11 protein-coding genes are annotated in these 12670 nt (G+C 60.6%); 5 read left to right on the top strand and 6 right to left on the bottom strand.

Annotated features, from left to right (window positions below; genetic code table 11):
- The 5 genes from Q666_RS45130 to Q666_RS45110 all read right to left on the bottom strand — a co-directional run.
- Positions 1-478: PfkB family carbohydrate kinase (locus Q666_RS45130; protein ID WP_023014504.1), on the bottom strand; the 478-nt coding region annotated here is incomplete at its 3' end.
- A gap of 28 nt (positions 479-506) precedes the next feature.
- Positions 507-1286 (bottom strand): ATP-binding cassette domain-containing protein, encoded by a 780-nt coding sequence (locus Q666_RS45125; protein ID WP_023003004.1) that lies wholly within the window; start codon positions 1284-1286, stop codon positions 507-509.
- Position 1287: 1 nt separating this feature from the next.
- Positions 1288-2415: an ABC transporter permease gene (locus Q666_RS45120; protein WP_031270286.1), complete on the bottom strand. Its 1128-nt coding sequence runs from the start codon at positions 2413-2415 to the stop codon at positions 1288-1290.
- A 169-nt stretch (positions 2416-2584) separates the two neighbouring features.
- Positions 2585-3526, bottom strand: coding sequence for a sugar ABC transporter substrate-binding protein (locus Q666_RS45115; RefSeq protein ID WP_023003006.1), 942 nt, complete (start codon positions 3524-3526; stop codon positions 2585-2587).
- Between the two features lie 145 nt (positions 3527-3671).
- On the bottom strand, positions 3672-4538 hold the full coding sequence (locus Q666_RS45110) for a MurR/RpiR family transcriptional regulator (protein WP_023003007.1): 867 nt from the start codon (positions 4536-4538) through the stop codon (positions 3672-3674).
- A 117-nt stretch (positions 4539-4655) separates the two neighbouring features.
- On the opposite strand from Q666_RS45110, the gene iolG reads away from it, so the two are divergent.
- The 5 genes from iolG to Q666_RS45085 all read left to right on the top strand — a co-directional run bounded on the left by iolG (position 4656) and on the right by Q666_RS45085 (position 10489).
- The gene (iolG, locus tag Q666_RS45105) at positions 4656-5654 is read left to right on the top strand and encodes an inositol 2-dehydrogenase (RefSeq protein WP_023003008.1); all 999 of its coding nucleotides are present in this window, start codon (positions 4656-4658) and stop codon (positions 5652-5654) included.
- A gap of 175 nt (positions 5655-5829) precedes the next feature.
- On the top strand, positions 5830-6963 hold the full coding sequence (locus Q666_RS45100) for a Gfo/Idh/MocA family oxidoreductase (protein WP_023003009.1): 1134 nt from the start codon (positions 5830-5832) through the stop codon (positions 6961-6963).
- A gap of 187 nt (positions 6964-7150) precedes the next feature.
- Positions 7151-7768, top strand: coding sequence for an NAD(P)H-dependent oxidoreductase (locus Q666_RS45095; RefSeq protein ID WP_031284995.1), 618 nt, complete (start codon positions 7151-7153; stop codon positions 7766-7768).
- Positions 7768-9657: a monovalent cation:proton antiporter-2 (CPA2) family protein gene (locus tag Q666_RS45090; RefSeq protein WP_023003011.1), complete on the top strand. Its 1890-nt coding sequence runs from the start codon at positions 7768-7770 to the stop codon at positions 9655-9657. The genes Q666_RS45095 and Q666_RS45090 overlap by 1 nt, the downstream gene beginning before the upstream one ends.
- Before the next feature lie 154 nt (positions 9658-9811).
- Positions 9812-10489 (top strand): DsbA family oxidoreductase, encoded by a 678-nt coding sequence (locus Q666_RS45085; RefSeq protein ID WP_023003012.1) that lies wholly within the window; start codon positions 9812-9814, stop codon positions 10487-10489.
- 208 nt (positions 10490-10697) lie between these two features.
- Here the strand turns inward: Q666_RS45085 and Q666_RS45080 are convergent, their stop codons facing one another.
- Positions 10698-12599, bottom strand: a complete 1902-nt coding sequence (locus Q666_RS45080) for a beta-galactosidase (RefSeq protein WP_023003013.1) — start codon at positions 12597-12599, stop codon at positions 10698-10700.
- Between the last annotated feature and the right edge of the window lie 71 nt (positions 12600-12670).

The raw sequence follows: 12670 nt of genomic DNA, 5'->3' as shown, positions 1-12670 counted from the left end.
CGTTTTCGCGGGCAAGCCTCAGTGCCTTCAGAACGGCAGCTTCCGTCTGCGGATGGCTGAGATGCGTGCCCGTGGCGACCACCGCCTTGGCCGACGCAATGAACGCGGGATCGATGTCATCTTCGCCAAGAGCCATGTCGGCGCAGTTCTCGCGGTAGAAGATCAGCGGGAACTGTTCCTGGTCGCGGATGCCGAGCAGCACGAGCGCGGTGAGCCGCTCTTTGTCGGTGATCACGCCTTGTGTGTCGACACCGTGCCGTTCCAGCTCCTCGCGGATGAAACGGCCCATGTGTTCGTCACCGACACGGGTGATCAGCGCGGACTTCAGGCCAAGCCGAGCCGTGCCGCAGGCCATGTTGGTGGGCGAGCCGCCGATATACTTGTTGAAGGACGCCATGTCCTCCAGACGGCCGCCAGCCTGGGCTCCGTAGAGGTCGACCGACGAGCGGCCTATCGTGATGACATCGAGTTTCTTCACGTGCACATTCCGTTTTTGATTCAGCCCGTCAGATGGTGCCGCCGAGGGAACCTTCCAGTTCCGCCAGTTCCTGGCCACCGGCCATCAGGTCCTGAAGTTCTTCCGCTTTTATGTCTCCGCGCTCTGCGGTGCCAAGCGTCTTGCCGCGGTTGAGCACCGTGAACCTGTCGCCCACGGCCATGGCATGGCGCACGTTGTGGGTGATGAAGACAACGCCGATGCCTTTTTGGCGGACCTTGTCGATCGTCGCCAGCACGTTGGAGGTCTGGCGCACACCCAGGGCAGATGTCGGTTCGTCGAGGATCAACACCTTGGCCCCGAAGAAGACTGCGCGCGAGATGGCGACCGTCTGGCGTTCACCGCCCGACAATGTGCCGACCGCCTGGTCCGGCGAGCGCAGGTGAATGCCCATCTTGGCCATCTCGGTCATCGTGACTTCGTTGGCTTCGGAAAAATCGAAGAACTTGAACGGGCCGAAGCGCCTTTGCGGTTCGCGGCCCATCCAGAAGTTCCGGGTCACCGACATCAGCGGGATCATTGCCAGGTCCTGGTAGACGGTCGCGATGCCGGCTTCCATGGCGTCCCGCGGACTGTTGAAGCTGACTTCCTTGCCTTCCATCAGGATCTTGCCCTTGGTCGGCTTGTGGACGCCGGACATGGTCTTGATGAAGGTGGACTTGCCCGCGCCGTTGTCGCCCAGAAGGCAGTGGCATTCACCGGCCTTGACGGAAACGGAGACACCATTGAGGGCGATCACCGGGCCGAAGTGTTTTTCGATATCGACGAGTTCGATGAGGTTGTCGGACATCTTAGCGTTCCCCCGTGATCATGCGGCGGATGTAGGTGTTGAGGATCACGGCGAGCAGCAGGATAACGCCGAGGAAAACCCGGAAGAGCGAACTTTCGACCCCGGCGAAGAAGAGGCCTTGCTGAACGACGCCGAAGATCAGTGCGCCAAGCGCCGCGCCTACCACCGAACCGTAGCCGCCGGTGAGAAGTGCGCCGCCGATCACCACGGAAATGATGGCTTCGAATTCCTTCAAGAGGCCGCGGTCGGCTGCGGCCGAGCCGAATTCCATCACCTGACAGGTGGCGAAAATAGTGGCGCAGAAGGCGGAAAACATGAACATGAGGATCTTGACCCGGTTCACAGGTACGCCGACATAGCGCGCTGCCTGGGCGTCGCCACCGGCGGCGAAGATCCAGTTGCCGAAGCGGGTGCGGGTGAGCAGGATATGGCCGAACACGATCAGGATGATCGCCCAGATCATCAGCATCGGAATGCCTTCGACCACCGGTAGTCCTGCTTTCGGACCGGCAACGAACTTGCCGACAATGCCGAGATCGGCCAGCCAGACAAAGAGGCCGGAAAAGACCTTGCCGCCGAAAAGCCATGCGATGGGATCACCTTCCGCCGCTTCACGCACGCCGCCGATGATGGTCTTGCGGGTGGTGGCGATGGAAATGAAGATCGTCAGACCGCGCAGAATGTAGAGAAAGGCGAGGGTGACGATGAAGGAGGGCAGGCCGGTCTTGATGACCAGGTATCCGTTGAGCCCGCCAATGGCCAGCGCCATGGCAAATGCGACCAGGATACCGAACCATGCGGGGAACCCCCACTGAACAGTGAAGAGCGCGATGATGACGCCGGAGAAGCCGATCATCGAGCCGACGGAGAGGTCGAACTCTCCCGCGATCATCAAAAGGCAGGCGCCGACAGCGATGATGGCGAACTGGGCAGAGACTGTGCCCCAGTTGATGATGCCTTCCGGGGCAAACATGCCGCTGTCGCTGGCGATGCCGAGGAAGAACATGAATACGAGAATAGTGCCGCAGATCGCGCCCAGCTCCGGGCGGATCAGGGCCTTGCGCATGGGCGACATTTCGCGGATGCGCTCGTCTTTCCGAGGGGCGGCTGCCGATTGTGTCTCAGCCATAGGTCTCCTCCTGCGTGCCGGGGTGGCCGGCCGCGTCCAGTATGCGGCCCGGCCGCAGAACAGTGTTCTGGAATTCAGCGCTTACCCTTCGGGGTGCGCGAGCGTGTCAGTTGCAAGGGAGAGGCGGAGGGCCGCCTCTCCACAGGGCCGCGCCTGGCGGCCCTTCAGCTTAGCGGTATTCGCCGGCGTATTTTTCCACCAGGGCAATGTTGCCCTTGGTCACGAAACCCGGGCCGGAGTTGATGGAGTTGCCCGGAACCACGCCGTAACGAGCCAGGTTCGTCAGGATGACGACCGGCAGGTAGCCCTGCAGGTAAGGCTGCTGGTCGATGGCAAAGGCGATCACGTCGCCCTTGATGGCTTCAGCGATTTCACCGGAAAGGTCAAAGGTGCCGAAGTGGATGGTGCCGGACTTGCCCATGTCTTCCAGCGCAGCCAGCGTCGGATGCGCAGAGGTCGGGCCGAGGGTCAGGACGCCATTGGTGTCCGGGTTGCCCTGCAGGTAGGCCATGACCTTGGACTTGATTTCAGCCGGGTCCTGGCCACTGTCGATCATCTGGCCGCCCAGTTCGACGCCCAGTGCATCAGCATAGCCCTGGCAACGTTCAACCGAAGCCGGGTTGGTGATGTAGTGGTTCACACAAAGGAAGCTGGTGACGCCAGCCGCCTTGGCCTTTTCACCTGCACCCTTGCCGGCATCGTATTCCGGCTGGCCGACATGCATCAGAGCGCCGATTTTCTTGGACTGCTCTTCAGTGCCGGAGTTGATGGTGATGACCGGAATGCCCTTGGCAACCGCGTTGGACAGCGGGCCGCTCAGAACGTCGTAGTCGGCGATCGTCGCGATGATGCCGTTCGGGTTGGATGCAGCAGCCTGTTCGATGATGCGAGCCATGTCGGCAAGATCGCCTGTCGGCGGGTTGCGGTATTCCACTTCAACGCCCATCTGGCCACCGGCAACGGTGATGGCGTTCTTGATCGTGTTCCACCAGCTGTCGCTGTCCGGTGCATGGCTGACCAGAACGAAACGTTCGCCATCAGCGGAGGCCGGAGCGGCAAGGCCGGTAAAGGCAACGGCGGCAGCCGCCATTGCAATAAGTGTCTTCTTCATGGTGTTCCTCCCAGAACGTGGACCGCGGGCCTCGAACAATCCCACCCGCGTCATCAGAAGTCTGTGGCGGCTCGGGATCGCCGTTGCCGCATTTGGAATATAAATTCCATTTTTATCGAAGCGCAACAGATTTTTTCCAGAAAGATCACAGCCTGTTCCGTTGAGCCCCCACGGAAACGGCCAGGGCAATGGCCAGGGAGAGACTTGCGGACAGCGCCCGGAACGCGCCTACGTCCAGTTCCGAGACCAGTAGCTGGATTGCTTTCAGGCGTGCGAGCGGGCTGGTCACGACATCCGTAATGGCAACAATGTCAGCACCGCTGGCACGGGCCTTGGTGGCCATGTCGATGGTCATTTCCGTGTACGGGGCGAAGGTCACCGCGATGACCGCGTCGTTCGGCCGGATCAGGTGTTCCATGTTGATGTTGGCGATGCCTGAATGAAGAACCGCCGGCACGTCCATCTTTTCGAAGGCATAGGCAAGATACGACGTGACCGGGAAGGCCCTGCGGAAGCCGATCATGTGGATCGTTTCGGCACGGGCCAGCACATCGACTGCCTGTTGAAGCGCGGTCGGGTCGACGGTTGTCAGCAGGTTTTCCAGCGAAGAACGGCCAACCTCGACGAATTCGGCCAGGAGCGCAGAAGGTGACTCGGTGCCGTGCTCACGCAGTTTGGCGAGGCGGGTGGCGTAGTCCGGCCATTTCTGGGAATAGTCCGAGCGGAACAGTTTCTGCATTTGCGAAAAACCGGAAAAGCCCATTTCCTGGCAGAAACGCATCACGGCGGACGGCTGAACGTCGGCGCCTTCGGCAAGTTCGGCAACCGTGGAAACCGCCACCTTGTCTGGGTTGGCGGCGATGTAGTTCGCGAATTGTTTCAGGCGCTTGGGCAGTCTTTCGGCGGTGCTGCCGAGCCGGGCAAAAAACGCATCGATCGACTGCGGGGGCGCAAGGATTTCGGCGTTGGCGAGATTGGGTTCATTTTCTGGATCGGGCGAGGCGTCATTCATTGTCTTCTTCTTTTCCGGCTTGACACATTCCGTCGAAAATGATTTTGGAATTTTTATTCTAAATTGGCAAGCGCTGGTTCAAACCGCTCTGCCACATGTCATCCGGGAGGAAGTATCATGGCCGTCAATGTCGCCCTGCTTGGGGCTGGACGTATCGGTAAAGTGCACGCAAAGGCCGTTGGTGCGGCCGCCGGTGCGACGCTCGTCGCTGTTGCGGACGCCTTCCCGGAAGCCGCCGAAACGCTTGCAGCCGCCTATGGCGCCCGTGTCAGCACGATCGACGAGATCGCCGCCGCCGGCGATGTCGACGCGGTGATCATCTGCACGCCGACCGACACCCATGCCGATCTGATCGAAAAGTTTGCACGCGCAGGCAAGGCAATCTTCTGCGAAAAGCCGGTCGATCTGTCGCTGGACCGGGTGAAAGCCTGCCTGAAGACGGTAGAAGACCTTGGCGCAACCTTGATGCTGGGGTTCAACCGCCGTTTCGATCCGCATTTCCGCGCCGTGCGCGCAGCCATTGACGAAGGGCGGATCGGCGACGTGGAAATGGTGCAGATCACCTCGCGCGATCCGGGTGCGCCGCCGCCATCCTACATCACGTCGTCCGGCGGCATCTTCCGTGACATGACCATCCATGATTTCGACATGGCCCGGTTCCTGCTCGGCGATGAAGTCACGACCGTCTACGCGACGGCGTCGGTTCTGGTCGATCCGGAAATCGGCAAGCTCGGCGATTACGACAGCGCCATGGTGGTGCTGACGACGGCGTCCGGCAAGCAATGTTCCATCTCCAATTCCCGCCGGGCAACCTATGGCTACGACCAGCGCATCGAGGTGCATGGCTCCAAGGGTGTGGTGAGTGCGGAAAACCAGCGTCCGGTATCCATCGAAGTGGCAACCGAAGCCGGGTACACCCGTCCGCCGCTGCATGATTTCTTCATGACCCGTTACACGGAAGCCTATGCGGCTGAAATCACCGCTTTCGTCGAGGCTATCGAAACCGGTACTGCGCCGTCACCGAGTGGCGAGGACGGATTGAAGGCACTCGCCCTGGCAGAAGCTGCCCTCAAGTCCATCGCCGAACGCCGCGCCGTCGGCATGGACGAAGTCTGAGCGTCAGAACCACTATGACCTCATCCTGAGGAGGACCGTCTGGTCCGTCTCGAAGGATGGGCGGCACACTCATGAGCAAGCAGCCCATCCTTCGAGACAGCGCCAAGGCGCTTCCTCAGGATGAGGTTAAAGGGCGGAACGGTCCGCTTCGTCACCTCCGGGAGGATCGGATTACATGACAAGTCTCGGTATCGGATTGATCGGCACCGGTTTCATGGGCAAGTGCCATGCGCTTGCCTATGGTTCGGTGAAAGCGGTGTTCGGCGATGTGCCGGCGACCCGCCTGGAAGTGCTGTGCGATGTTCCTGCAGAAAAGGCAGAAGCCTTTGCCGACCAGTTCGGCTTCGCAAGGGCAACGAGCGACTGGAAAGATCTGATTGCGGATCCGAAGGTCGATATCGTCTGCATCACCACACCCAACAAGGTGCACAAGGAAATGGCGCTTGCCGCGCTCGAGGCCGGCAAGCATGTGCATCTGGAAAAACCGATGGCGCTCAGTCTGGAGGACGCCAGACAGATGCTGGCTGTTGCCGAAAGAACAGGTGCGAAGACCATCGTCGGCTACAACTACCTGCATAATCCGGCGATTTCGCATGCCCGCAAACTCATCGCGGATGGCGCCATCGGCCGGATCGTGCATTTCCGCGGCATGGTCGATGAAGACTACCAGGCTGATCCGGACCTCGCCTGGACCTGGCGGGCAACCAAGGCCGATGCCGGCCTCGGCACGCTCGGCGATCTTGGCTGCCATCTGATTTCGCTCGCAACCGCGCTCGTCGGACCGGTCGAAAGCCTGGTCGCGGAGACAAGGACGGTTCATGAAACACGGCCCATGGGCAATGGCTCAAGCGAGCGGCGTCCGGTTGAAAACGAAGACATAGCTTCTGCGCTGCTGACCTTCGAAAACGGTGTCCATGGTGTCGTATCGACCTCGCGCAGTGCGTGGGGCCGCAAGAGCTACATCGGCTTCGAGGTGCATGGAACGGAAGGCATGATCACCTTCGATCAGGAGCGCATGAACGAACTCCGTCTCTACCAGAACCGGGGTGAGCTTGCCGAACAGGGTTTCAAGACGTTGCTCAGCGGGCCAGCTCATCCGCCGTACGGGCAATTCGTTCCGGCCGCCGGCCATCAGCTCGGGTTCAACGATCTGAAGGTGATAGAGGTTCATGAGTTCCTGAAGGCGATTTCCGAAGGGCGCAATGCCGTGCCGTCATTCCGGGAGGCGCTCCATTTCGAGGCGGTCATTCATGCGATTGCCGAAGCCGGAGAGACGGGCTCCCGGGTACGGGTTGCTAGGGCGGACTGACGCCGACAGCATCCCACTGTCTATCGCTCACTTTATTGTTCAATGGGCGCGAACAGGCCGGTTCCTGTTCGCGCCCTTTATCTGTTGCGGATGATCCCTATAAACTCTTGAGAATACAGACCGTTGGTCTGCCGTGCCCGGCAGACCTTGCCGGCTCTGCGGGCTTACTCAGATCCGGGAGATCCTCTTGGCCAAGGTAATCGTTTTCTTTGCCCACCCACGACCGCACAGGTCGGAGGTGAACCTGCCGCTGTTTGAAACCGCGCGGTCGATCAAGGAGATCACAACCGTCGATCTTTATGCGGACTATCCGGATTTCAGCATCGATATCGACCGGGAACAGGACCGCCTGCGGGCTCATGACGTGGTTGTCTTCCAGCATCCGCTTTATTGGTATTCGGCACCCGCCATCATGAAGGAGTGGCAGGATCTGGTTCTGGAACATGGCTTTGCCTATGGTCATGCCGGCAAGGCATTGCATGGCAAGGTGTTTCTGAACGCGGTCACGACCGGTGCCAAACCGGATGCCTATTCGCAAACGGGCATGAACCATGCCGAGTTGCGCAGCTTGCTGGGCCCGTTCGAAAAGACGGCGGACCTTTGCGGCATGCGCTACCTCGCGCCCTTTGCGCTGTTCGGGGCCGGGCGGGCACTGGAGGAAAACCGCTTTGAGGCCCACCGCCTTGCCTATGGAAAGCTTCTGAATGCTTTGGTCCGCGATCGATTGGATCTTGCAAAGGCGGCTGCAGCGCCGGTGCTGCCGGATGACCTGGATGCGTTCCTGCTGGCAGGGGAGGCGGTCTGATGGCGCTGCTCAGCGAAGCTTTCGTCTATCTGTGCGCGGCCGTCATCGCGGTGCCGATTGCCAACCGGCTCGGCCTTGGCTCCGTGCTCGGTTATCTGATTGCCGGTGTGGTGATCGGGCCGGTCATCGGCATCGTCGGATCGGAAGCGGCCGACGTGCAGCATTTTGCCGAATTCGGCGTGGTGATGATGCTTTTCCTGGTCGGGCTGGAACTGCAGCCCGCCATGCTCTGGAAAATGCGTCAACAGCTTGTCGGGCTTGGCGGACTGCAGGTTGTCGGGACAGCGCTCGTCTTTGCCGCGGCCGGTCTGGCGTTCGGTCTTCACTGGCAGAGCGCTTTGGCGCTCGGCATGATCCTGTCGCTCTCCTCCACGGCCATCGTCTTGCAGACCCTCAACGAGAAAGGCTGGCTGAAAACGCAAGGTGGGCAGAGTTCCTTCTCGGTATTGCTGACCCAGGATATCGCGGTCATTCCGATGCTGGCGCTTCTTCCGTTGCTTGCCATCAGTGGCCATGGCGGGGAAGGAGCCGCGGATGGGCATGGCGAGAGTGCCGGTCATGGTGGCGAAGCTCTGGCGGCCTTGCCGGGCTGGGCACAGGCTCTTGTCATTCTGGCTGTCATAGCCGCCATCATTCTGGCAGGGCGTCATCTGCTGCGGCCTGTCTTCCGGTTCATAGCCGAAGCGCGTCTGCGGGAAATCTTCACGGCAACCGCGCTGTTGCTCGTAATTGGCATTGCCCTCGTCATGGATTTTGTCGGTCTGTCGCCGGCACTCGGTACCTTTCTTGCCGGGGTTGTTCTGTCCGACAGCGACTATCGTCATGAGCTGGAAAGCGATATCGAACCCTTCAAGGGCCTGTTGCTTGGCCTGTTCTTCCTGACGGTCGGGGCGGGGATCGATTTCGATCTTCTGTTCGGTGCCCCTTTATCGATCCTTGGACTCGCGCTCGGCTTGATGGCAGTCAAGTTTCTGGTGCTGTTCCTGCTTGCAGCCCTCTTTCGCCTCACCGGGCCAGATCGATGGCTGTTCGCGCTGGGGCTGGCACAGGCAGGGGAGTTCGCCTTCGTGCTGTTCGGATTTGCCTCGGGCAGCGGGGTGCTGGAACCATCGCTGATCAAGACCATGACCCTGGTGGTGGCGATTTCCATGCTGCTGACACCCGCGTTGTTCATCTTCTACGAAAAAATCGTCGCTCCACGGGCTCTGGCGAAAGCGGATCGGGAACCGGATGTCATCGACAGGCGCGGCCGGGTCGTTGTCGCGGGCATGGGCCGGTTCGGCCAGATCGTCTCGCGACTGCTGCTGACCAGTGGCTATGACGTGATCATTCTCGATCATGACCCGCAGACGATTGAAAATCTGCGCAGGATAGGCATTCGAACCTTCTATGGGGATGCGACCCGGCCGGACCTTCTGCACGGTGCCGGGCTGGACGATGCCGACCTCTTCGTTGCCGCGCTAGATGATCGCGACAAGCAGACCGAACTGGTGGAACACGTTGCCAAGACCTATCCGAATGTCCGGATCCTCGCCCGTGCCCGCGACCGGCATCACGTCTACGAACTGGAAAATGCCGGTGCTCATTGTGCTGAGCGGGAGGTCTTCGAAGGGGCCTTGGCGCTTGGGCGCCAGGCCTTGACCGAGCTGGGCTATCATCCGTTCCGGGCGCGCACCAAGGCGCGGGAATTCCGTCATCACGACATTGCGATGCTCGATGACCTTCGCGAGAATTTCAACGACGGTGGCGTCGACACTTCCTATATCGATGCCATGCGGGCGCATTCCGAAACCCTGTTCGAAATCATGCAAGTCGACAGGGGCGGTGATCGCCCTGAAGGATCGGAGCGTGGCTGGACACCTCCCCCAAAGGGCGATGCGACGCTCTGACGGGAGGTGGAAAGCAGCGTTCCGACAAAAGAATGAGGTTTCCCGGTGGTAACCACTGCCTTTTCCCGGCTGGCAGCGGCTCCTATATGCGGGGCAAGACAGACAATGGCGCCAGCCAGACACGCGGCTGACTGCGCCGGAACAGGAACCAATCATGACTTCGCAAGACACCGACACAACCGACCTCGATGATGTGTTGCAGATCGACATTGTTTCCGATGTCGTCTGTCCGTGGTGCATCGTCGGCTTCAAGCAGCTCGAACAGGCGATCGCACGGACCGGCGTTACGGCCGCCATCAAATGGCATCCTTTTGAACTCAATCAGGATATGGCTGCCGAGGGAGAGAACCTGCGCGAACACATCATGCGCAAATACGGCTCCAGCGCGGAGCAGTCCCAGGCGGCGCGGGACCGGCTGACGGACCTTGGCGCAAGCCTTGGTTTCGAGTTCAACTTCACCGACGACATGCGCATGGTGAACACCTTCAAGGCGCACCAGCTGATCCATTGGGCCGGTGAGAGCCGCAAGGAACACCAGTTGAAGATGGCGCTGTTCCAGGCCTATTTCGGCGACCGGAAGGACCTCAATGACAATCAGGTTCTGGCGGATGTGGCCGAAAGCATTGGTCTCAACCGGGCTGAAGCCCTTGCCGTTCTGGAAGACGGCCGCTTTGCCGAAACCGTTCGTGCGGAAGAAGCCTTCTGGACCGGCAACGGCATTCACGGCGTTCCGGCTGTCATCTTCGAGCGTCAGCACCTGGTATCAGGCGCACAGGGCGTCGACAATTTCGCAGCCATCATCACCGAACTGACGAAGGGCAAGGCGGCCTGACGGAACAGCCGTAAAGATAACCTGTAGATCGTCCAATATCTTCGCCATGCCATGGCTCAACCATGGCATCCACGCCGTTCCGTTCCCGCTCCACAGGCCTCAGTTTGCGGCACTGTTTCGGCATGGATTGCAGGTACAAGCCCTGCAATGACGGGGAGGAGGAAGAGTTCGGTTATCTAACTTCTCCCAGGGAAGAACCAACTTTGCCTTACAGCTTTTCGAACAACACTCCTGCAGCTTCGATCCGGCCGGCTGGTGTGTCGTCAGGTTCGGCGCCGTAATTTGTCCAGATCCTCAGGCCATCGGTCACACGGCAGCGGGCACCGCCGGCAAGGTCGAGCGTGTCGATCCCGGCTTCTTCGCACAGCATGGTGTAGAGGCGCTTCAGCACGGTTTCGTCACCCCAGCCACCGACATAGACGAGATGTTCCTGGCGGTAGGCGGCGGGCTGGCCGTCTTCCAGTTCCAGGATGACTTCGCCAGCACCTTCCAGTTCCTCGCGGTAGCCGGTGAAGGTGCCACCGCCCTTGAGCGGCATCGGCATGTCCGGGCGCAGGCTTTCGACCCGCGAGACTGCAAGATCAAGCCCGGGCATGTCTGGTGGCAATGGCACGGGAATGACCATGTCGGCGTTGCGGGCGGCTGTGCGCGGGCCCATCACCACCAGCGCTTCGGTTTCCGCAAGCACCTGTTTCAGGTCCTGCGGCACGTAGATCAGGCCAGGCAGGGCAACGATCTTGTAGCCGGAAAAGTCGCGGGTTTCGCCGCGCAGGATATCGACCGAAAGCCCGAGCTTGCGCAGCGCCTTGTAGGTGTCGAAAACAAGCTGGAAATAGGAAAGCCCCTTGCCGTGCGGCTGGGTGGTCCAGGCAAAATCCGCATCATAATCGAAGATCAGTGCAACAGGTGCCTGTGGGGCCGAGACGTCAGGCGCGTCGCGCAATTCGTCGGCGACCTTGCGGGCTTCGAGCAGTGCCGGTGCATCGGCATTGTCCGGGCGCAGCATGCCGGCATGCATCTGTTCCTGCGCGAAAGGCGCTTGTCGCCAACGGAAATAGCACACGGCCTCGGCCCCATGGGCATAAGCCTCCCAGGCCCAAAGCCGCATCATGCCCGGCAGAGGAGCAGGATTGTGGGGGGCCCAGTTCACCGGTCCCGGCTGTTGTTCCATCACCCACCAGCGGCCCTTGCCAACGGCACGGTAGAGATCGTGGTGGAAGGCCTGGAAGTCCGGATCGCCCTGGCGCATGAAGGCCCGCTGATGGGCGTCATCCGCGCTGACACGGTCTTCCAGAAAACCGAGCGGGTAGCTGTCCCATGTCGCGATCTCGAGATCGTCGCCGACCTTGAAGTGGTCGAAATCAGTTACCCGGCCCATGTAGTTGTGGCTGATCGGTGCGCTGGAATGCGCCCGGATGATATCGACCTGTCGCTTGTTGAAGGTAACCACCTGATCGGAGGAGAACCGCCGGAACGCAAGCGTGTGCGAGGGGTTCGGTTCGGTTACGGTCAGGTTCGGCAGGTCGATCTCGTCAAAGGAGAGATACTCCATAGACCAGAACACGTTGCCCCAGGCGCGGTTGAGCGCCTCGATGGAGCCGTAGCGGCCCTTCAGCCAGACCCGGAACGCTTTTCGGGCAGCATCCGAATAGGAGAGAATCGTATCGTGGCAACCATATTCGTTGTCGGTCTGCCAGGCGGCGACATGCGGATTGTTGCCGTAGCGCTCGGCGACAAGCTTCACGATCCGGTCGCTCTCCTGGCGAAAGCCCTCGTGCGAAAAGCAGTAGTGGCGGCGGGAACCAAACTTGCGGGGATTGCCGTTGGCATCGACGGCGACCATGTCCGGATGCTTGTCGACAACCCAGCGCGGCGGCGTTGCGGTCGGTGTGCCGAGAACGACCTTCAACCCGGCACGGCCCAAGGTCTCGATGGCCCTGTCCAGCCACTCGAAGTGCAAGTCACCAGGGCGGGGCTCGAGGCGCGACCAGGCGAATTCACCGATGCGGATCCATGTCAGCCCGGTCTCGGCCATCCGGCGGGCATCAGCTTCCCAGATTTCTTCCGGCCAGTGTTCCGGATAATAGCAGGTGCCGAGAGTACGTTTCATGATGGATGCTCACTGCTTGATGGTTCGGCAACGCTCATCCGGATGGTGAAGCGTTGCCACATATTCCGTGT

The sequence above is a fragment of the Labrenzia sp. C1B70 genome, assembly GCF_000475395.1.
Lineage (GTDB): Bacteria > Pseudomonadota > Alphaproteobacteria > Rhizobiales > Stappiaceae > Roseibium > Roseibium algicola.
The sequence above is the reverse complement of the archived record's forward strand: the minus strand, read 5'-3'. Positions and strand labels throughout refer to the sequence as shown.